Origin of the sequence: Pseudomonas furukawaii (assembly GCF_002355475.1) — a bacterium.
In the GTDB taxonomy this organism is placed as follows: domain Bacteria; phylum Pseudomonadota; class Gammaproteobacteria; order Pseudomonadales; family Pseudomonadaceae; genus Metapseudomonas; species Metapseudomonas furukawaii.
Window position 1 is genome coordinate 4,288,859 of sequence record NZ_AP014862.1, and the last position, 21,069, is coordinate 4,309,927.

A 21,069-nucleotide genomic window follows, 5' to 3' on the forward strand; every position below is an offset into this window, starting at 1 on the left:
AACGCCGCAGCGGTCAGCTGCGGCGTTTTCGTTGCGGCGGGACTTCAGTCGTCCAGGCCCAGGGCGGCGAAGGCTTCGAGGATCTTCTCCTGCACTTCGTCGATGCTGAGGCGGGTGGAGTCCAGCAGGATGGCATCGTCGGCGGGCTTGAGCGGCGCCACGGAGCGCTGGCTGTCACGCTCGTCGCGGTCCTGGATCTCCTTCAGCAGGGTCGCCTGGTCGGCTTCCATGCCCTTGCCCTGGAGCTGGAGGAAGCGGCGGCGGGCGCGCTCCTCGGCGCTGGCGGTGAGGAAGATCTTCAGCTGCGCCTGGGGGAACACCACGGTGCCCATGTCGCGGCCATCGGCGACCAGGCCGGGGGCTTCGAGGAAGGCACGCTGGCGTTGCAGCAGGGCGTCACGCACGGCGGGCAGCGCGGCGACCTGGGAGGCGCCGGCACCCACCTGCTCGGAGCGGATGACGTCGGTGACGTCCTCGCCTTCGAGGGTGATGCGCTGGCCACCGCCGGGCTTGGTGCTGAACTGCACGTCCAGGTGGGCGGCGAGGACCTTGAGGGCTTCCTCGTTGGTCAGGTCGACGCCGTGGTTGCGCGCGGCGAAGGCCAGCAGTCGGTAGAGGGCGCCGGAGTCCAGCAGGTGCCAGCCCAGGTGCTTGGCCAGTCGGCCCGCCAGGGTGCCCTTGCCGGAGCCGCTGGGGCCGTCGATGGTGATGACGGGCACCTGGGCGCTCATGCCTGAGCCTCTTCCGCTACGCGGATGCCGGTCTGGGCGGCCAGGCCGAGGAAGTTGGGGAAGGAGGTGGCGACGTTGGCGCAGTCATGGATGCGGATCGGCGCGGACGCGCGCAGGGACGCCACGCTGAAGGACATGGCGATGCGATGGTCGCCGTGGCTCCAGACTTCGCCACCACCCAAGGGGCCGCCGTCGATGACGATGCCGTCGGGGGTCGGCTCGGCCTTGACGCCCAAGGCCTGCAGGCCGTCGGCCATGACCTGGATACGGTCGGATTCCTTGACCCGCAGCTCTTCCGCGCCGCGCAGGACGGTGCGGCCCTCGGCGCAGGCGGCGGCGACGAAGAGCACCGGGAACTCGTCGATGGCCAGCGGCACCAGGTCCTCGGGGATGTCGATGCCCTTGAGCTTGGCGGCACGTACGCGGATGTCGGCCACCGGCTCGCCACCCACGACGCGCTGGTTTTCCAGGCTGATGTCGCCACCCATGAGCTTGAGGATATCGATCACGCCGGTACGGGTCGGGTTGATGCCGACGTGCTCCAGCACCAGCTCGGAGCCTTCGGCGATGCTCGCGGCCACCAGGAAGAAGGCGGCGGAGGAGATGTCGGCCGGCACTTCGATCTTGCAGGCGCTGAGCTTGTGGCCGCTTTCGACGGTGGCGGTGTTGCCGTCCACCTTCACCGGGTAGCCGAAGCCCTGAAGCATGCGCTCGGTGTGGTCGCGGGTCGGGGCCGGCTCGGTGACCGAGGTTTCACCGGCGGCGTAGAGGCCGGCGAGCAACAGGCAGGACTTCACCTGGGCGCTGGCCATGGGCATTTCGTAGCTCATGCCGGTCAGGCGCTGGCCGCCGCGAATGGTCAGCGGCGGACGGCCTTCGGGGCCGGTCTCGATCACCGCGCCCATTTCCCGCAGGGGCTTGGCCACGCGGTTCATCGGGCGCTTGGAGAGGGAGGCGTCGCCGGTCAGGGTGGTGTCGAACGGCTGGGCCGCCAGCAGGCCGCTGAGCAGGCGCATGGAGGTGCCGGAGTTGCCGAGGTAGAGCGGGCCGGGCGGCGGCTTCAGGCCGTTGAGGCCAACGCCGTGGATGGTCACGCGGCCATGGTGCGGGCCCTCGATGACCACGCCCATGTCGCGGAAGGATTGCAGCGTGGCCAGGGCGTCTTCGCCTTCGAGGAAGCCTTCGACCTCGGTGGTCCCTTCAGCGAGGGAGCCGAGCATGATGGACCGGTGGGAAATGGACTTGTCACCGGGAACGCGAATACGGCCGGAGAGTTGGCCACCGGGCTGGGCGAGGTAGATCAGGTCGTTGTTGTGCATGGCGTCCACATAGGCCCTGCGGGCCAGGATTTTGCTGAAATGCTCGCGGGCGAAGCGGGCGCGGGTGAACACGCCCAGCAATTCATGCCCATCCCCTGCGTCGACCGCGGCGCGCAGGGCGTCGAGGTCGGCGCGAAATACGTCCAGGATCCGCAGCACGGCCTCGCGGTTGGCGAGGAAGATATCGTGCCACATCACCGGGTCGCTGCCGGCGATCCGCGTGAAGTCGCGGAAACCGCCCGCAGCGTAGCGGAAGATCTCCAGGTTCTCGCTGCGCTTGGCCAGCGAGTCGACCAGGCCGAATGCCAGCAGGTGCGGCAGGTGGCTGGTCGCGGCGAGCACCTCGTCGTGGTGCTCGACCTCCATGTGCTCGACGTCGGCGCCCAGGGCGCGCCAGAGCTGGTCGACCTGCGCCAGGGCCGCCGGGTCGGTGTTCTCCACGGGAGTGAGGATCACCTTGTGGCGACGGAACAGGCTGGCGTTGGCCGCCTCCACACCGCTCTTCTCGGAGCCGGCGATGGGATGGCCGGGGACGAAGCGTGCCGGCATCTGGTCGAAGGCCAGACGCGCGGCACGCACCACATTGCCCTTGGCGCTGCCCACATCGGTCAGTACCGCATTGCCCAGGTCGAGCTGGGCCAACTGGCCGAGCAGCTTTTCCATGGCGAGGATCGGCACCGCCAGCTGGATCACCTCGGCACCACGACAGGCGGAGGCGAGTTCGGTCTCGCAACGGTCCACCACGCCGGTCTCGACGGCGATGCGGCAGGATTCCGGGTCCTTGTCCACGCCCACCACTTCGGCGAACAGGCCCTTCTCGCGCAGCCCCTTGGCGAAGGAACCGCCGATGAGGCCCAGGCCGATCACCACCAGGCGCCCGAAGATAGGGGCGCCCCGTTGCAGGGTCATGACATCAGGCACGGTCGAGTACCTTGGCCAGCGCTTCCAGGCAGCGGGCGTTCTCCGCCGGCAGGCCGATGGAGACGCGGAGGAAGGTCGGCATGCCATATCCGCCCACCGGACGCAGGATCACGCCTTCACGCAGCAGGGCGGCGTTGATGGGGGCGGCGTCGCGGCCGAAGTCGACGGCGATGAAGTTGCCCTTGGAGGGAATCCAGGACAGGCCGAGGGCGCGGAAGCCCGCTTCCAGCTGGGCCATGCCGGCATCGTTGACGCGGCGGCTCTCGGCCAGGTAGTCGGCGTCGTCCAGCGCGGCGCAGGCAGCGGCCAGGGCCAGGCTGTTGACGTTGAAGGGCTGACGCACGCGGTTCAGCACGTCGGCCACCTGGGCGCTGGAGAGGCCGTAGCCGACGCGCAGGGAAGCCAGGCCGTAGGCCTTGGAGAAGGTGCGGGACACCAGCAGGTTCGGGTAGCGCGCCAGGTAGTCGAGGCCGTCGGGCAGTTCGTCGCCCTCGGCGTACTCGATGTAGGCCTCGTCCAGCACCACCAGAACGTTCTCCGGCACCTGGGCGAGAAAGTCCTCCAGCGCGGCCGGGCCGAACCAGGTGCCGGTGGGGTTGTTGGGGTTGGCGATGAAGACGACGCGGGTGTCGGCGTCGATGGCCGCCAGCATGGCCGGCAGGTCATGGCCGTAGTCCCTGGCGGGCACCACCTTGCCGACGGCGCCCACGGCCTGGGTGGCGATGGGGTAGACGGCGAAGGCGTACTCGCTGAACACGGCGTTCAGGCCCGGGGCCAGGTAGGCGCGGGCCACCAGGTCGAGGATGTCGTTGGAACCGTTGCCCAGGGTCACCTGGGCCGGGGTGACGCCGCAGCGCTCGGCCAGGCGACGCTTGAGTTCGAAACCGTTGCCGTCGGGGTAACGGGTCAGCTCGGCCAGTTCGGCGCGGATGGCGTCGAGGGCCTTGGGGCTCGGGCCGAGGGGGTTCTCGTTGCTGGCCAGCTTGACGATGCCGGCCGGGTCGAGGTCCAGCTCGCGGGCCAGCTCATCCACCGGCTTGCCGGGCACGTAGGGCGAAAGTTTCTGCACGCCCGGTTGGGCAAGGGCGAGGAAGTCGCAGCTCATGACGTGATGCTCTTGTTTGTCGCGGGGGTGGAATCGGCGTCGCGGCGGTCGAGGTGGCCCATCAGTGCCCCGCCCTTTCCGGGTATTGGCGGCCCCGGAGGTGGTCGAGGATCTGCTGGACGGCGTCCTCGACACCGAGGCGGGAGGTGTCGATGCGCAGTTCGGCGGACTCGGGCGCCTCGAAGGGCGAGTCGAGGCCGGTGAAGTCTTTCAGCTGGCCGGCGCGGGCCTTGCGGTACAGGCCCTTGGGGTCGCGTTGCTCGCAGACCTCGAGGGGCGTGTCGACATGGACCTCGATGAAACGGCCGGGCAGCAGTTGGCGGATGGCGTCGCGGTCGGCGCGGAACGGCGAGATGAAGGCGGCGATGACGATCAGTCCGGCATCCACCATCAGGGCAGCCACTTCGCCGACGCGGCGAATGTTCTCGCGGCGGTCCTCGGCGCTGAATCCGAGGTCGCGGTTGAGGCCATGGCGCAGGTTGTCGCCGTCCAGCAGGTAGGTGTGACGGCCGTCGGCATGGAGCCGGGCCTCGAGGGTGTCGGCCAGGGTCGACTTGCCCGCACCGCTGAGCCCGGTGAACCAGACCACGCAGGGCTCCTGCCCCTTGAGGCGGGACCGCTGGGGGCGGTCCACGCGGGTCGGGCTCCACTGCACCTGACGGCGACCGTCCACTCAGAGCACCGCTTTCGGGTAGGAACCCAGCACCTTCAGGGCAACGGCTTCCTGGTTGATCTTCTCCAGCACGTCCTTGATCAGCGGATCGCGGTGGTGGCCGACGAAGTCGATGAAGAAGACGTAGGTCCACTTGCCGCTGCGGGAGGGCCGGGTCTCGATGCGGGTCAGGTCGATGCCGTTGTTGTGGAAGGGCACCAGCAGCTCGTGGAGCGCGCCCGGCTTGTTGCGCATGGAGACGATGATGGAGGTCTTGTCGTCGCCCGTGGGCGGCACTTCCTGGCTGCCGATGATGAGGAAGCGCGTGGAGTTGTCCGGGCGGTCCTCGATCTTCTCGCACAGCTTGGTCAGGCCGTAGAGGTTGGCGGCCATGTCGCCGGCGATGGCGGCGGAGTTCCATTCGCTCTTCACGCGCTTGGCGGCGTCGGCGTTGCTGGATACCGCCACGCGCTCGACGTTGGGGTAGTGCGCGTCCAGCCACTTGCGGCACTGGGCCAGGGACTGGGCGTGGGAGTAGATGCGGGTGATGTTGTCGGTCTTGGTGTTCTCGCCCACCAGCAGGTGATGGTGGATGCGTAGTTCCACTTCACCGCAGATCACCATGTCGTGTTCGAGGAAGCTGTCCAGGGTGTGGTTGACCGCGCCCTCGGTGGAGTTTTCCACCGGCACGACGCCGAAGTTGACCGCGCCGGCGGCCACTTCACGGAAGACTTCGTCGATGGCGGCCATGGGCGAGCTGATCACCGCGTGGCCGAAGTGCTTGAGGGCCGCTGCCTGGGTGAAGGTACCTTCCGGGCCGAGGTAGGCCACCTTGAGCGGCTGCTCCAGGGCCAGGCAGGAGGACATGATCTCGCGGAACAGCCGCGCCATTTCCTCGTTGTCCAGCGGGCCCTTGTTGCGCTCCATGATGTGCTTGAGCACCCAGGCTTCGCGCTCGGGGCGGTAGAAGACCGGCTTCTCGCCTTCCGGCAGGGAGGCCATCTTCACCCGCGCCACGTCCTGGGCGCAGCGGGCGCGCTCGCTGATCAGCTCGAGGATCTTCTCGTCGAGGCTGTCGATGCGCAGACGCAGGGCCTTCAGTTCCTGGTCGGACATCACGCACGCTCCTTCTCGAACTCGGCCATGTAGGCCACCAGGGCTTCGACCGCGTCCAGCCCGACGGCGTTGTAGATGGAGGCACGCATGCCGCCCACGGAACGGTGGCCCTTGAGGTTGAGCAGGCCACGGGCATCGGCGCCGGCGAGGAAGTCCTTGTCCAGGCGCTCGTCGGCCAGGCGGAACGGGACGTTCATCCAGGAGCGGGCGTTGTGGGCGATGGGGTTGGTGTAGAAGTCGCTCTTGTCGATGTAGCCGTAGAGCAGCTCCTTCTTGGCCTTGTTGCGCTTCTCCATGGCCTCGACGCCGCCCTGCTCCTTCAGCCACTCGAACACGAGGCCGGAGAGGTACCAGGAGAAGGTGGCCGGGGTGTTGTACATGGAGCCGTTATCGGCCGCGACCTTGTAGTTCAGCATGGTGGGGCAGCTGGCGCGCGCACGGCCCAGCAGGTCCTCGCGCACGATCACCACCACCAGGCCACTGGGGCCGATGTTCTTCTGCGCGCCGGCGTAGATCAGGCCGAAGCGGGAAACGTCCAGCGGACGGGAGAGGATGTCGGAGGACATGTCCACCACCAGCGGTACGTCGCCGACCTCGGGGATCCAGTCGAACTGCAGGCCACCGATGGTCTCGTTGGAGGCGTAGTGCAGGTAGGCGGCGTCCCTGGAGAGCTTCCACTCGTTCTGCCCGGGGATGGCGAAGTAGTCATAGCCCTTGGCGCTGGCGGCAACGTTGACACGGCCGAAGCGGCTGGCTTCCTCGATGCTCTTCTTCGACCAGATGCCGGTCTCGACGTAGTCGGCCACACCGTTCTCGGGCAGCAGGTTGAGCGGAATCTCGGCGAACTGCTGGCTGGCGCCGCCCTGGAGGAACAGCACCTTGTAGTTGGAGGGAATGGACAGGAGGTCGCGCAGGTCCTGCTCGGCCTTTTCGGCGATGGCGACGTACTCGTCGCTGCGGTGGCTCATCTCCATGACCGACAGGCCCTTGCCATGCCAATCGAGGAGTTCCGCCTGGGCGCGTTGCAGAACAGCTTCCGGAAGCGCGGCCGGGCCGGCGCAGAAGTTAAAGGCTCGCTTGCTCACATCCACTCTCACTGGGTAGCGCGGGGGCACCAGAGCCCCCGCGGATTGTCATCTACCGAATGGGCGGACCGGCAACGGCCCGCCCGTTGCTACAACATTACTCGTCGGCAGCCGGTTGGGCGTGATCGCCCGACTGAACGTCATCGGCCTCGACCACGGCGCTCTCGGCCAGGTCGACGGCGTCCAGCTCCTCGTCCTCGTCACCGCCGGAGGGTTCCTGGACTCGCTCCAGGCCCACCAGGGTCTCGTCCTTGGCCAGCTTGATCAGGGTGACGCCCTGGGTGTTCCGGCCGGAACTGGAGACTTCGTCGACGCGGGTGCGCACCAGGGTGCCCTGGTCGGAGATCAGCATGATCTCCTCGCCGTCCTGGACCTGGACGGCACCCACCAGCTTGCCGTTGCGCTCGTTGGAGACCATGGCGATCACGCCCTGGCCACCGCGGCCGCGACGGGGGAACTCGCCGAGGCGGGTACGCTTGCCATAGCCGCGCTCGGAGGCGGTTAGGATCTGCGCACCGGCTTCCGGAATCAGCATGGAGATCAGGCGCTGGCCTTCCGGCAGGCGCATGCCGCGCACGCCACGGGCGTTGCGGCCCATGATGCGAACCAGCTTTTCCTTGAAGCGAATGACCTTGCCGCCGTCGGAGAAGAGCATGACTTCCTTGGCGCCGTCGGTGATGGCGGCGGCGATCAGGGTGTCGCCTTCTTCCAGCTTGAGTGCGATCAGGCCGGCGCTGCGCGGACGGCTGAACTGCACCAGCGGGGTCTTCTTCACGGTACCGAAGGCGGTGGCCATGAAGATGTAGGCGCCGGTGGGCTCGTCGTCGGCCAGCTCGGTCTCGCCATCTTCGACGGACTCGGTGACGGCTTCGGGCTCGACCAGTTCGCCTTCGATCACCGCGCCATCGGCCTCTTCCAGGTCCTCTTCGCCCCCGCTCTGCTGCAGGGCCTCCAGGTCGATCTGGAGCATGGCAGTGATGCGCTCGCCGTCATCCAGCGGCAGCAGGTTCACCAGCGGACGGCCACGGGCGGTGCGGGAGGCCTCGGGAATCTCGAAGGTGCGCAGCCAGTAGACCTTGCCCTTGCTGGAGAACAGCAGCAGGGTCGCGTGGCTGTTGGCCACCAGCAGGTGTTCGATGTAGTCCTCGTCCTTCACGCCGGTGGCGGACTTGCCCTTGCCGCCACGACGCTGGGCCTGGTAGACGGCCAGCGGCTGGGACTTGGCGTAGCCACCGTGGGAGATGGTGACGACGCGCTCCTCCTCGGTGATCAGGTCGGCGATGGTCAGGTCCACCTGGGACGCGACGATCTCGGAGCGGCGGGCGTCGCCGAACTCGGCCTTCACCTTCTCCAGCTCCTCGCGGATCACTTCCATCAGGCGCTCGGGGTTGGTGAGGATGCGGATCAGCTCGCCGATCAGGTTGAGGATTTCCTGGTACTCGGACAGGAGCTTCTCGTGCTCCAGGCCGGTCAGGCGGTGCAGGCGCAGTTCCAGGATGGCCTGGGCCTGCTCGGGGGACAGGTAGTACTTGCCGTCACGCAGGCCGTACTGCGGGTCCAGGTCCTCGGGGCGGCAGGCGTCGGCGCCGGCGCGCTCCACCATGGCTTCCACGGCGCTGGATTCCCAGGCGGTGGCGATCAGGCGTTCCTTGGCCTCTGCCGGGGTCGGCGAGGCCTTGATCAGCTCGATGACCGGGTCGATGTTGGACAGGGCGACCGCCTGGCCTTCGAGGATGTGGCCGCGCTCGCGGGCCTTGCGCAGTTCGAAGACGGTGCGACGGGTCACCACTTCACGGCGGTGACGGATGAAGACCTCGAGCATGTCCTTGAGGTTCATCGTGCGCGGCTGGCCGTCCACCAGGGCCACGGCGTTGATGCCGAAGACGCTCTGCATCTGGGTCTGGGCGTAGAGGTTGTTCAGCACCACCTCGCCCACTTCGCCACGGCGCAACTCGATCACCACGCGCATGCCGTCCTTGTCGGACTCGTCGCGCAGTTCGGTGATGCCTTCGATCTTCTTCTCTTTGACCAGCTCGGCGATCTTCTCGATCAGGCGCGCCTTGTTCAGCTGGTAGGGGAGCTCGGTGACGATGATCTGCTGGCGACCACCGCCCTTCTCCATGTCCTCGATCTCGGCGCGGGCACGGATATAGATGCGGCCACGACCGGTGCGATAGGCCTCGATGATCCCGGCGCGGCCGTTGATGATGCCGGCGGTGGGAAAGTCGGGACCGGGGATGTATTTCATCAGGTCGTCGACGGTGAGCTCCGGGTTATCCATGAGCGCCAGGCAGCCGTCGATGACCTCGCCCAGGTTGTGGGGCGGAATGTTGGTCGCCATGCCCACGGCGATACCGCTGGAACCGTTGACCAGCAGGTTGGGGATCTTGGTGGGCATGACCGCGGGGATCTGCTCGGTGCCGTCGTAGTTGGGCACCCAGTCCACGGTTTCCTTGTCCAGGTCGGCCAGCAGCTCGTGGGCCAGCTTGGCCATGCGCACTTCGGTGTAACGCATGGCGGCCGCGTTGTCGCCGTCCACCGAACCGAAGTTGCCCTGGCCGTCCACCAGCATGTAGCGCAGGGAAAACGGTTGGGCCATGCGCACGATGGTGTCGTACACCGCGGTGTCGCCGTGGGGGTGGTACTTACCGATCACGTCGCCGACCACACGGGCGGACTTCTTGTAGGGTTTGTTCCAGTCGTTGCCCAGCTCGCTCATCGCATAGAGGACGCGACGGTGAACCGGCTTGAGACCGTCGCGCGCATCCGGCAAGGCGCGACCGACGATCACGCTCATCGCGTAGTCGAGGTAGGACTGTTTCAGCTCGTCTTCGATATTGACCGGGAGGATTTCTTTGGCCAGTTCGCCCATGAGAAGCCTGGTTCCTTTTTCTGATGAAGCCTCACCCGATCATCCTGAGCGGCATGAAGCTCGTCGCTGCAAGCTGTTGCGGCAGCGACTCACGACAAATCAACGAGTTAAGCCAAGGATCTGTGCAATTCTGTCGCCCTTACGGAGGGGCGGCGATAACTGCCGGAGCTTACCACAGTCACCGCCTCGCACCTACCCCGCCGGGCGGGCCATCCACCTGCCGACGGGGCCTCAATGGAGGCGCTTGCGACACATGAGCTGGGCCATCTTCGCCGCGTCGGGACGCTCGACCACGCCCTTCTCGGTCACGATCGCGTCAATGAGATCCGCCGGAGTCACGTCGAACACCGGATTGACCGCATGGACTTCCGCCGCTATCCGGCGCCCGCCCAGATCCAGCAGCTCGGAGCCGTCGCGCTCCTCGATGGGGATGTCGTCACCGCTCTCCAGGGCCATGTCGATGGTGGAGCTCGGCGCCACCACCATGAAACGGACGCCGTGGTGCATGGCATTGACCGCCAGTTGGTAGGTGCCGATCTTGTTGGCCACATCGCCGTTTGCGGTGATGCGGTCGGCGCCGACGATGACCCAGGTGATGCCAGCGGTCTTCATCAGGTGCGCGGCGGCGGCGTCGGCGTTGAGGCTCACCGGCACGCCTTCGTTGGCCAGCTCCCAGGCGGTGAGGCGGGCACCCTGGAGCCAGGGGCGGGTTTCGTCGGCGTAGACGCGCTCCACCAGGCCGTCGAGGTGGGCGGCGCGGATCACGCCCAGGGCGGTGCCGAAGCCGCCGGTGGCCAGGGCACCGGTGTTGCAGTGGGTCAGCAGGGCCTGGGGCGTCCCCTGGTGCTTGCGAATCAGCTCCATGCCCAACTGGGCCATGGTGAGGTTGGCTTCGCGGTCACTTTCATGAATGGAGATGGCCTCGGCCTCCAGCGCCTGGAGGGGAGACTCGCCTTCCTTGACACGATCCAGGCGCTCGCGCATGCGATTCAGCGCCCAGAACAGGTTGACCGCGGTGGGACGGGATTCGGCCAGGGCCCTGAAATCCTCCTCTAGGGCCGCGCGCCAGTCACCGCCGGCCTTGAAGCGCTCGCGGGCGCCCAGCACCACACCATAGGCGGCACTGATGCCGATGGCCGGCGCCCCCCGGACCACCATCTGGCGAATCGCCTGGGCCACGCCCTCAGCACTGTGATAGGAGAGCCAGACTTCCTCGGCCGGCAACAGGCGCTGGTCGAGCAGATGCAGCGCTCCGTCACGCCATTCGATGGCCCTGACCTTCTCGGCTGCCAACAATTGTTCACGCATCGACCACCTCGCCACCCATAACTCGCGGAAAAACCGCAGATTATAGCGAGCCGGAGCCCGTCTGGCTCGGGTATACTGCCGGCCATTTCCACCAGCGCTCAGGATGCGCCTCCATGCCCAGCGTCAACGCCCCGCTCGACCTGCTTCTGCTCCCCTCCTGGATTGTCCCGGTAGAACCCGCCGGCGTGGTCTTGCGGGATCACGCGCTGGGTATCCGCGACGGCCGCATCGCCCTCCTCGCCCCTCGCGACCAGGCGCTGAAAGTCGAGTCCCGGGAGCGCCGCGAATTGCCGGGCATGCTGCTGGCTCCCGGCCTGATCAACGCCCACGGCCACGCCGCCATGACCCTGTTCCGCGGCCTGGCCGACGATCTGCCGCTGATGACCTGGCTGCAGGAGCACATCTGGCCGGCGGAAGCCCGATGGGTGGACGAAAGCTTCGTCCGCGACGGCACCGAGCTGGCGGTGGCGGAGCAGATCAAGGGCGGCATCAGCTGCTTCTCCGACATGTACTTCTTCCCGGCCCAGTCCAGCGCCGTCATCCACGCCGCCGGCCTCAAGGCGCAACTGGCGATTCCGGTGCTGGACTTCCCCATTCCCGGCGCCGCCGACGCCTCCGAAGCCGTCCGCCGGGGCGTCGAGTTGTTCAGCGACCTCAAGCACCACCCCAGGATCAAGGTGGCCTTCGGCCCCCACGCGCCCTACAGCGTCAGTGACGACAAGCTGGAGAGCATCCGCGTACTGGCCGAAGAACTGGACGCCGGCATCCACATGCACGTGCAGGAAACCGCCTTCGAGGTGCAACAGAGCCTCGAACAGCGCGGCGAGCGCCCGATGGCGCGCCTGGCCCGCCTCGGACTGCTGGGCCCGCGCTTCCAGGCCGTGCACATGACCCAGGTGGACGATGCGGACCTCGAGCTGCTGGTGGAGAGCAACAGCAACGTCATTCACTGCCCCGAATCCAACCTCAAGCTGGCCAGCGGCTTCTGCCCGGTGGAGCGCCTCTGGCAGGCCGGGGTCAACGTCGCCATCGGCACCGACGGCGCGGCCAGCAACAACGACCTGGACCTGCTGGGCGAGACCCGGACCGCCGCGCTGCTGGCCAAGGCCGTGGCCGGCTCGGCCAGCGCCCTCGACGCCCATCGCGCCCTGCGCATGGCGACGCTGAACGGCGCCCGCGCCCTGGGCCTGGACCAGGACACCGGCTCCCTGGAACCGGGCAAGGCCGCCGACCTGGTCGCCTTCGACCTCTCGGGCCTGGCCCAGCAACCGGTCTACGATCCGGTTTCCCAACTCATCTACGCCACCGGACGCGATGCGGTGCGACACCTCTGGGTCGACGGCAAGCACCTGCTGGACGACGGCCGCCTGACGCGGCTGGACGAAGACCGTCTGGGCGCCACCGCGCGCGCCTGGGGCGAACGCATCGCCGGCCGCTGAATTCTGTTTCGAGGACATCCCATGACCAACGTCGATCACGTCGAAATCGCCAAGTTCGAGGCCCTCGCCCACCGCTGGTGGGACCGCGAGAGCGAGTTCAAGCCCCTGCACGACATCAACCCGCTACGGGTCAACTGGATCGACGAGCGCGTCAGCCTGGCGGGCAAGAAGGTGCTGGACGTCGGCTGCGGAGGCGGAATCCTCAGCGAGTCCATGGCCCAGCGCGGCGCCACCGTCACCGGCATCGACATGGGCGAGGCGCCGCTGGCGGTCGCCCAGCTCCATCAACTGGAATCCGGGGTCCCGGTCGAATACCGACAGATCACCGCCGAAGCCCTGGCCGCCGAAATGCCCGGCCAGTTCGACGTGGTCACCTGCATGGAAATGCTGGAGCACGTGCCGGACCCGGCCTCGGTGATCCGCGCCTGCCATACCCTGGTCAAGCCGGGCGGACAGGTGTTCTTCTCCACCATCAACCGCAACCCCAAGGCCTACCTGTTCGCCATCGTCGGCGCCGAATACATCATGAAGCTGCTGCCGCGCGGCACACACGACTTCAAGAAGTTCATCCGCCCCTCCGAGCTGGGTGCCTGGAGTCGCGCCGCCGGCCTTTCGGTCAAGGACATCATCGGTCTGACCTACAACCCACTGACCAAGCACTACAAGCTGGAAGCGGACGTCGACGTCAACTACATGATCCAGACCCTGCGCGAGGAGTGACCGGCATGCGACTTCAAGCGGTACTTTTCGATATGGACGGCACCCTGCTGGACTCGGCGCCGGACTTCATCGCCATCTGCCAGGCCATGCGCAGCGATCGCGGCCTGCCGCCGATGGACGGCAAGGTGATACGCGACGTGGTTTCCGGCGGCGCCGGCGCCATGGTCGCGGCCGCCTTCGACCTGACCCAGGGCGCACCCGGCCATGAGGAGCTGCGCCTGGAGTTCCTGGAGCGGTACCTGAGCGACTGCGCCGTCCTAACCCGCCCCTTCGAGGGCATCGAGGAACTCCTGGCCGACATCGAAGCCGCCAACCTGACCTGGGGCGTGGTGACCAACAAGTCCCTGCGCTTCGCCGAGCGCATCATGGCGCAGCTCGGCCTGGCGGAACGCTCCGCCGTGCTGATCTGCCCGGACCACGTGAAGAACAGTAAACCGGACCCGGAAATGCTCTTCCTGGCCTGCAGCCAGCTCAATATCGATCCGGCCAGCGTGCTCTACATCGGCGATGACCTGCGGGACATCGAAGCGGGCCGGGCCGCCGGCACCCGCACCGCCGCGGTCAGCTACGGCTACATCCATCCCGAGGACAACCCCAAGCACTGGGGCGCCGACGTGGTGGTCGACCATCCGCTCGAACTGCGTGCCGTCCTCGACCGCGCACTGTGCTCATGCTGAGCCGGACGCGATCCGCAGCACTTCACGCATCCCGCTTCAAGCCTCCGGCTCTCCGAAGGAGTTTCATATGTTCCAGTATTCCGCCCGCCCCGACCTGCTGAAGGGCCGGGTCATCCTCGTCACCGGCGCAGGCCGCGGCATCGGCGCCGCCGCCGCCAGGACCTTTGCCGCCCATGGCGCCACCGTGCTCCTGCTGGGCAAGACCGAGGCCAGCCTGAACGCCCTCTACGACGAGATCGAGGCCGCCGGCCACCCCCAGCCGGTGGTGATTCCCTTCAACCTGGAAACCGCCCAGCCACACCAGTTCGACGAACTGGCGGCCATGGTGGAAAACGAGTTCGGCCGCCTCGACGGCCTGCTGCACAACGCCTCCATCCTCGGCCCGCGCACCCCCATCGAACAGCTCTCCGGCGAGAACTTCATGCGCGTCATGCAGGTGAACGTGAACGCCATGTTCATGCTGACCAGCACCCTGCTGCCCCTGCTCAAGCTCTCCCCTGACGCCTCGGTGGTCTTCACCTCCAGCAGCGTCGGCCGCAAGGGCCGCGCCTACTGGGGCGCCTATGCGGTCTCCAAGTTCGCCACCGAGGGCCTGATGCAGGTGCTGGCGGACGAAGTGGACGGCGTGGCGCCGGTTCGCGCCAACAGCGTCAACCCGGGCGCTACCCGCACCAGCATGCGGGCTCAGGCCTACCCAGGCGAGCACCCGGAAAACAATCCGGAACCCGCCGCCATCATGCCGGTCTACCTCTATCTCATGGGGCCGGACAGCGCCGGAGTGAACGGCCAGGCGTTCGACGCGCAGTGACCTCCTTCGCGGCGGTCAATCGACCGCCGCTGCCTCTGCCGGATTTCCGGCGCCTCCTCCCGTGAACGGCATCGCATTGCCATGATTTCGCCAGCAAACCGGCAAAGGTTTGCCACGCGAAGTCTCACACGATCGCTAACTAGTTGAATTTGAAGCGATTTAAAGGACTTACGCACTCCTGGCACGGAATTCGCTCTAAGCCTGGGGTCGTCGCATATTGCGTCAGAGGCTCAACTGAATGGTTCCTCCCACCCAGACCAACACCATCGATTTCGACGCGGCCAAGCTGCAGCGCCTGGGCTACACCGGCAAGCGCCAGCCCAAGCTTCGCCCCGTCAGCCTGGCGGAGTTGCGCCGCCACCTGACCTTGCAGTTGCAGACGAGCCTGGAAGTCGAGCGCATCGTCAGCCTGTTCTTCAGCGAAGTGCAGCGCCTGGTGCCTCTGGATGCCCTCGCCTACCAGCATCAGAGCGGCGACCTGCGCCTGGAGTACGGCAATCGTGCCAGCCACTCCGCCGGCTACCGCCTGACCCATGAAGGCGAATACCTGGGTGAAATCATCTTCCGCCGGAACCAGCGCTTCGATGAACATGAACTGAACCAGTTGGAGTCCCTGCTGGGCAGCCTGCTCTTTCCCTTGCGCAACGCCCTGCTCTACCGCGCCGCCATCCAGAGCGCCCTGCGCGATCCGCTGACCGACACCGGCAACCGCGTCGCCATGGAGCAGGCCCTGCAGCGGGAAGTCGACCTGGCTCGACGCAATCTGCAGCCACTATCGGTACTGATGCTCGACATCGACCATTTCAAGCGCATCAACGACCAGTATGGCCATGCCACTGGCGACGAAGTCCTCAAGGCTGTCGCTGCGACCCTGAAAGCCAAGCTGCGCAATGTGGACATGGTCTTCCGCTTCGGTGGCGAGGAATTCCTCGTACTGCTTTCCGGCACCCCCCGGGAAGCCGCCGCCCTGGTGGGCGAACGCCTGCGCCTGGGCGTGCTCGAACTGCAGTGTCTGGTGCAAGGCACGCCCCTGGACCTCTCCATCAGCCTCGGCTGCGCCACGCTGCTGCCCGCGGAGTCGGTGGAAAGCCTGTTGCGCCGCGCTGACAATGCGCTCTACGTCGCCAAGCGCGAAGGCCGCAACCGCCTGACCATGGCGGGCTGACAGCCATCGGTCGACGCCGCGCGCCCGGCCGCGATCAATCACCCCTATCCAGAAAAGAAGAAGGGGCTCGAATGAGCCCCTTCTTCATTTCAACGCCAATCAGCGCTTGCGACCGAACCCCGGACGCTGGCCATCGCCAGCGGGCGGACCACTGCGCTTGTTCTGCGGGCGCTGCGGCTTGCGCGCCGGACGATCCGCCAGCTCCACGGCCGGACGTTCGCCCTGGGGCTTGCCCGGACGCTTCTTGTTCACGTCGCGCGGGCGGTCGGCGACCGGCGTGCCACGGGGGGCGCGAGCCGGACGCTCATCGCCCTCGCGGCGCGGTGCGCGGGACGGCGCATCGCCACGGGGAGCGCGAGCGGGACGCTCATCGCCCTCGCGGCGCGGTGCGCGGGACGGCGCATCGCTACGGGGAGCGCGAACCGGACGCTCGTCGCCCTCACGGCGCGGTGCACGGGACGGCGCATCGCCACGGGGGGCGCGAACCGGACGCTCATCGCCCTCGCGGCGCGGTGCGCGGGACGGCGCATCGCCACGGGGGGCGCGAGCCGGACGCTCGTCGCCCTCGCGGCGCGGTGCGCGGGCGGGGCGTTCACCCTCTTCCCGACGCGGCGCACGGGTACCGACCGGCTTGGCCGACTTGCGCTGCAGGCGGTCCAGCTTCTCGCGGAACTTGCCTTTCATGGTCGGCAGGGCCACCGGCTTCAGACCGACCTCGGCACTGAGGATGTCCACTTCGCTCTGGCTCATCTCACGCCAGCGCCCCATGGTCAGGTCGGACGTGATGAACACCGGACCGAAACGCACGCGCTTCAGGCGGCTCACCACCAGGCCCTGGGACTCCCAGAGGCGACGCACCTCGCGGTTGCGGCCTTCCATCACCACGCAGTGATACCAGTGGTTCAGGCCTTCCCCGCCGGGGGCTTCCTGGATATCGGTGAACTTCGCGGGGCCGTCTTCCAGCATGACGCCCTGCTTGAGGTTCTCCAGCATTTCCTCGGTGACTTCACCACGCACCCGCACCGCGTACTCGCGGTCCATTTCGTAGGAGGGGTGCATCAGGCGATTGGCCAGTTCACCGTCGGTGGTGAACAGCAGGAGACCGGTGGTGTTGATGTCCAGGCGACCGATGTTGATCCAGCGGCCGGCTCTCAGGCGCGGCAGGCGCTCGAAGACGGTGGGGCGACCTTCCGGGTCGTCACGGGTGCAGACCTCGCCTTCCGGCTTGTTGTAGATCAGCACGCGGCGGACGCTTTCGACCGCTTCCTCGCGCTTGAGCAGGCGACCATCGACGCTGATGGCGTCGTGGCTATCGACGCGCTGGCCAAGGGTGGCCACCTCGCCGTTGACCTTTACGCGGCCTTCGCCGATCCAGGCTTCGATATCGCGGCGCGAGGCCAGTCCCATACGGGCCAGGACCTTCTGCAGCTTCTCGCCTGCGGGGCTATGTTCACTATCGTTCATCTGGGCACCTCCCGGTGTAGCGGTGAAACAGGGCCGCGCATCATACGCGCCAGGAACCCCTCAGGCTAGACGAGACCACGCGTGCCGTCAGTGTTTTCGCCGGCCGGTCGTTTCCAGGGCGATGAGACGCGGGTCCGCCTCGGCCAGTACCCACGGACGTGCAGCCGCAGCCCCGAAAGATGACGTCGGAATCGGCATAGGGGGCGGCCATCGGGCCGCGCCCCTGCCACACCACCCGGCATGCGGGTCCGCACCGGGCGGTTCGAGAAGTTGAGGTCAGCAGAGTCGAGGTAGACCCAACCGGTCGAACCACGCCACCGTGAGCACTCCATGGATCAGACCGACACTGTTGTGCCAGAACCTGTGGCTGTTGCCGGCTATCGCCGCTGCCAGATCAGGCCATGCTCCAAGTTTGCGCAGTTCACGGTACGTTCTCCGTCCGGTTTTCCATTGTTTGAGCTGGATGGCCCTGAGTCGTCGGCGTATCCACTCATCAAAACCCCGCCAACGACGAGGGGTTTGCGATAGACCGAAGTACGCTTTCCAACCCAGTAGGTAAGGCCTCAGGCTTTCCACCACTTGCGACACACTTCGGCCTCCGTTTCGAGACGTCAGCTGTCGGATGCGGCTTTTGAACCGCTGCAGTGCTTGGCTGGCCACCCCGCGTTTGATCTCGCCTTGAGCCGACAGCCAAAAGCTGTAGCCCAGGAACTTGCGGCCAAACGCACTGGCAATCGCGCTCTTGCGTTCGTTCACTTGCAGCCTGAGTCGATCATAAAGGCGACGGAGCACTGCCATTACCCGCTGACCGGCCTTGAGGCTGCGTACGTAAACATTCGCGTCGTCCGCGTACCTGACGAAGCAATGGCCTCGTCGCTCCAACTCTTTGTCCACCTCATCCAGCAATACATTGGCCAGCAGTGGTGAAAGGGGGCCGCCTTGCGGTGTCCCTCGTTCACTGGCCACCACCACGCCGTCGATCAACGTCCCGCTGTTCAGGTAGGCCCGGACCAGACGCAGAACGCCTCGGTCGGTCACCTTTCTGCTCAGTCGAGCGATCAACAGGTCATGGTCGACGCGATCGAAAAACTGCTCCAGATCGACGTCCACCAGGATGTTCCGCCCCGAGTGAATGTATCGCTGCGCTGCCAGTACCGCTTGGTGAGCGCTGCGACCGGGACGAAAGCCGTAGCTATGATCACTGAACCCTGGGTCCAGCAACGGCTGCAGAATCTGTAGCAGCGCCTGCTGGATCAGCCTGTCCGTCACCGTCGGGATGCCCAGCTTGCGCTCGCCACCCTCCGGCTTGGGGATCAGGACTCTACGCACCGGACTTGGCCGATACGTCCCGGCCAGCAACTGTGCCCGTATCGCGGGCCAGGCCGTTTTCAGATGCTCGACCGTCTCATCGATCCCAAGACCGTCGACGCCCGCAACACCTTTATTAGCCCGAACGCGCTTGAGCGCCAGTTGCAGGTTCTCTCTTGTCAGGACTTCTTGCAGAAGCCCTGACCCCGTGTGGTTCTGGTCATGGCGCGGACAGCCGGCTTCATCGCTGGACGCCCCGCGTCGGGCTTCACCCGTTGCAGCTCCGTCCCGCCCCGGTTTCCCGGGCATCTGATGCAAGGCCTGCTGTATCGCCATGGTGAACCTCACTCCTTCTCGTTCGGCCCTTCGCTGCAGCGCAACTACTACGGCCTCTGCTGACTTCTCGCTCCAACTTACGTCGTTGCCCTTTCAGGCATAAGGCGAGATCTCCCCAGGTAAGAACGCCATCCTTCACCGCACAACCGCTGCATTTACGTCACCGGGCTTTGGCCACAAGAGCTTCGCAGTACCTTGGCTGCTCGCCCTGTCCGGTAACGCCTCAGATGCAGTTCGTGTACCTCGGCTCGCGGTTTACGCTCCACGCTTCCTCCCCACACTCAGTCGCCTTCATGCAGTTGCGCTTCACTTCATTCGCTGTGGCCAGCTCAAGAGAGGACTTTCACCTCTAGGATGGCGCCCATGCTGGGCGCACAAAGCGACCACCCTGATACAGGTGGCCTTCATGACTGGCGTGCGCCTCAGTGACGGGATTCCTCGTGATCGTCGAACAGCGACTCGGCTGCTTCGGCGGTTTCCGCCTCCGCATCCGCTTCGTCCTCCGGCAGCAGATCGTCGAAATCGGTCTTGAGCCCATCTTCCATGCTGTCCAGTTCGGCCAGGAGGGAACGAAAGCTGGTTTCCTCACGGGGCTCGACCTGCTGCTCGGCGTCGGCGCGGGCCTGGAGATCGGCTGGAACCGGGGCATCGCCATCGTCAAGATCCAGGGCCGGCTCGGGCTCCAGTTCACGCAGGGCGGCCAGCGGCGGCAATTCCTCCAGCCCCTTGAGGTTGAAGTGATCGAGGAAGGCGCGGGTGGTGGCGAACATCGCCGGCTTGCCGGGCACGTCGCGATAGCCCACCACACGGATCCACTCACGTTCCAGCAAGGTCTTGACGATCTGGCTGTTCACCGCGACGCCGCGAATCTCCTCGATCTCGCCCCGCGTGATGGGTTGCCGGTAGGCCACCAGCGCCAGGGTTTCCAGCATGGCCCGGGAATAGCGCTGGGGCCGCTCCTCCCAGAGCCGCCCGACCCAGGGCGAGTAGCGCTCACGCACCTGCAGGCGATAGCCGGTGGCCACCTCCTTCAGCTCGAACGCGCGCCCCTCGCAGCTGCGGCCGAGGATGGCGATGGCCGAGCGAATCACCGAGAGCTCGGGGCGCTCGGCCTCCTCGAAGAGTTCCGCCAGACGCTCCAGCGACAGGGGCTTGCCCGAGGCGAGCAGGAAGGCCTCCAGCAGGGACGCGAGTTCATTGGGATCGTTGAGGTTCATCTACTCGGCTCGGGCGCGCACATGGATCGGGGCAAAGGGCTCATTCTGCACCAGTTCCACCAGCTGTTCCTTGATCAGTTCCAGTACCGCCATGAAGGTCACCACCACCCCCAGACGCCCTTCCTCCAGGGTGAACAGGGCCACGAAGGGCACGAAGGCGCCACCCTTGAGCTTCTCCAGCACCTCGCTCATGCGCTCGCGGGTGGACAGGGCCTCGCGGGTCACCTGGTGGCTTTCGAACATGTCCGCCCGGCGCAGCACCTCGGCCATGGACAACAGCAACTCCTCCAGGGCGACGTCGGGCAGCAGCTTGCGGGCCCGGGCATCCGGGGCGTCCAGCCGCGGAACCAGGGTGTCGCGCCCCACCCTTGGCAGCTCGTCCAGCCCTTCGGCCGCCGCCTTGAAGCGCTCGTACTCCTGGAGCCGGCGGATCAGCTCGGCCCGGGGATCCTCTTCCTCCGCCTCCATCTCGCTGGAGCGCGGCAGCAGCATGCGCGACTTGATCTCCGCCAGCATGGCGGCCATCACCAGGTACTCCGCCGCCAACTCCAGGCGCACGGACTTCATCAGCTCGACGTAGGCCATGTACTGGTGGGTGATGGCGGCCACCGGAATATCGAGGATGTCGATGTTCTGCTTGCGGATCAGGTAGAGCAGCAGGTCCAGCGGCCCTTCGAAGGCTTCCAGGAAGACCTCCAGGGCGTCCGGCGGGATGTAGAGATCCTGGGGTAGCTCGGTGACCGCCTGACCGTAGACCAGGGCGAAGGGCAGCTCCTGCTGGGCTCCGGCCTGGCTGTCCTGTTCCTGGGGCGGCGTGTTCTGCATC

Annotated in this window: 17 protein-coding genes; 5 read left to right on the forward strand and 12 right to left on the reverse strand. The window is 66.6% G+C overall.

Annotation, left to right across the window (positions count from 1 at the left end; all coding sequences use genetic code 11):
• Positions 1-44: 44 nt before the first annotated feature.
• From cmk to mtnA, 8 genes are all read right to left on the reverse strand, one after another.
• The gene (gene cmk, locus KF707C_RS19780; protein ID WP_003458396.1) at positions 45-731 is read right to left on the reverse strand and encodes a (d)CMP kinase; all 687 of its coding nucleotides are present in this window, start codon (positions 729-731) and stop codon (positions 45-47) included.
• Positions 728-2,959 carry a bifunctional prephenate dehydrogenase/3-phosphoshikimate 1-carboxyvinyltransferase gene (locus KF707C_RS19785; protein WP_036994772.1) on the reverse strand — a complete coding sequence of 744 codons (2,232 nt, stop codon included), beginning with the start codon at positions 2,957-2,959 and terminating at the stop codon, positions 728-730. The genes cmk and KF707C_RS19785 overlap by 4 nt, the downstream gene beginning before the upstream one ends.
• 4 nt (positions 2,960-2,963) lie before the next feature.
• The gene (hisC, locus tag KF707C_RS19790; RefSeq protein ID WP_003458400.1) at positions 2,964-4,076 is read right to left on the reverse strand and encodes a histidinol-phosphate transaminase; all 1,113 of its coding nucleotides are present in this window, start codon (positions 4,074-4,076) and stop codon (positions 2,964-2,966) included.
• A 61-nt stretch (positions 4,077-4,137) separates the two neighbouring features.
• Positions 4,138-4,749, reverse strand: a complete 612-nt coding sequence (gene cysC, locus KF707C_RS19795; RefSeq protein WP_051050813.1) for an adenylyl-sulfate kinase — start codon at positions 4,747-4,749, stop codon at positions 4,138-4,140.
• Positions 4,750-5,844 (reverse strand): prephenate dehydratase, encoded by a 1,095-nt coding sequence (pheA, locus tag KF707C_RS19800; protein WP_003458404.1) that lies wholly within the window; start codon positions 5,842-5,844, stop codon positions 4,750-4,752.
• On the reverse strand, positions 5,844-6,929 hold the full coding sequence (serC, locus tag KF707C_RS19805; protein ID WP_036994774.1) for a 3-phosphoserine/phosphohydroxythreonine transaminase: 1,086 nt from the start codon (positions 6,927-6,929) through the stop codon (positions 5,844-5,846). Before serC ends, pheA begins: the two co-directional genes overlap by 1 nt.
• Before the next feature lie 97 nt (positions 6,930-7,026).
• Positions 7,027-9,801 (reverse strand): DNA gyrase subunit A, encoded by a 2,775-nt coding sequence (gyrA, locus tag KF707C_RS19810; RefSeq protein WP_003458406.1) that lies wholly within the window; start codon positions 9,799-9,801, stop codon positions 7,027-7,029.
• A gap of 231 nt (positions 9,802-10,032) precedes the next feature.
• Complete coding sequence (mtnA, locus tag KF707C_RS19815; protein WP_003458407.1) at positions 10,033-11,109, reverse strand: S-methyl-5-thioribose-1-phosphate isomerase; 1,077 nt, start codon at positions 11,107-11,109, stop codon at positions 10,033-10,035.
• A 113-nt stretch (positions 11,110-11,222) separates the two neighbouring features.
• Here mtnA and KF707C_RS19820 point away from each other — a divergent pair, with 113 nt between their 5' ends.
• The 5 genes from KF707C_RS19820 (at position 11,223) to KF707C_RS19840 (ending at position 15,918) form a co-directional block, all read left to right on the forward strand.
• Positions 11,223-12,548, forward strand: a complete 1,326-nt coding sequence (locus KF707C_RS19820) for a TRZ/ATZ family hydrolase (protein WP_003458408.1) — start codon at positions 11,223-11,225, stop codon at positions 12,546-12,548.
• A 21-nt stretch (positions 12,549-12,569) separates the two neighbouring features.
• The gene (gene ubiG, locus KF707C_RS19825) at positions 12,570-13,268 is read left to right on the forward strand and encodes a bifunctional 2-polyprenyl-6-hydroxyphenol methylase/3-demethylubiquinol 3-O-methyltransferase UbiG (protein WP_003458410.1); all 699 of its coding nucleotides are present in this window, start codon (positions 12,570-12,572) and stop codon (positions 13,266-13,268) included.
• A gap of 5 nt (positions 13,269-13,273) precedes the next feature.
• Entirely contained in the window at positions 13,274-13,945 is a 672-nt protein-coding gene (gene mupP / locus KF707C_RS19830) for an N-acetylmuramic acid 6-phosphate phosphatase MupP (protein ID WP_003458413.1), read from the forward strand.
• Positions 13,946-14,012: 67 nt separating this feature from the next.
• Positions 14,013-14,753 (forward strand): YciK family oxidoreductase, encoded by a 741-nt coding sequence (locus KF707C_RS19835; protein WP_003458414.1) that lies wholly within the window; start codon positions 14,013-14,015, stop codon positions 14,751-14,753.
• 238 nt (positions 14,754-14,991) lie between these two features.
• Entirely contained in the window at positions 14,992-15,918 is a 927-nt protein-coding gene (locus tag KF707C_RS19840) for a GGDEF domain-containing protein (protein WP_003458416.1), read from the forward strand.
• A gap of 99 nt (positions 15,919-16,017) precedes the next feature.
• On the opposite strand, the gene rluB is transcribed toward KF707C_RS19840, so the two are convergent.
• The 4 genes from rluB to KF707C_RS19865 all read right to left on the reverse strand — a co-directional run bounded on the left by rluB (position 16,018) and on the right by KF707C_RS19865 (position 21,068).
• Positions 16,018-17,382 (reverse strand): 23S rRNA pseudouridine(2605) synthase RluB, encoded by a 1,365-nt coding sequence (gene rluB, locus KF707C_RS19845; protein WP_096368048.1) that lies wholly within the window; start codon positions 17,380-17,382, stop codon positions 16,018-16,020.
• A 276-nt stretch (positions 17,383-17,658) separates the two neighbouring features.
• Positions 17,659-19,026 (reverse strand): group II intron reverse transcriptase/maturase, encoded by a 1,368-nt coding sequence (gene ltrA, locus KF707C_RS19850; protein WP_003453656.1) that lies wholly within the window; start codon positions 19,024-19,026, stop codon positions 17,659-17,661.
• Positions 19,027-19,448: 422 nt separating this feature from the next.
• Entirely contained in the window at positions 19,449-20,243 is a 795-nt protein-coding gene (gene scpB / locus KF707C_RS19860; protein ID WP_003457150.1) for an SMC-Scp complex subunit ScpB, read from the reverse strand.
• Complete coding sequence (locus KF707C_RS19865; protein ID WP_003457148.1) at positions 20,244-21,068, reverse strand: segregation and condensation protein A; 825 nt, start codon at positions 21,066-21,068, stop codon at positions 20,244-20,246.
• Between the last annotated feature and the right edge of the window lies 1 nt (position 21,069).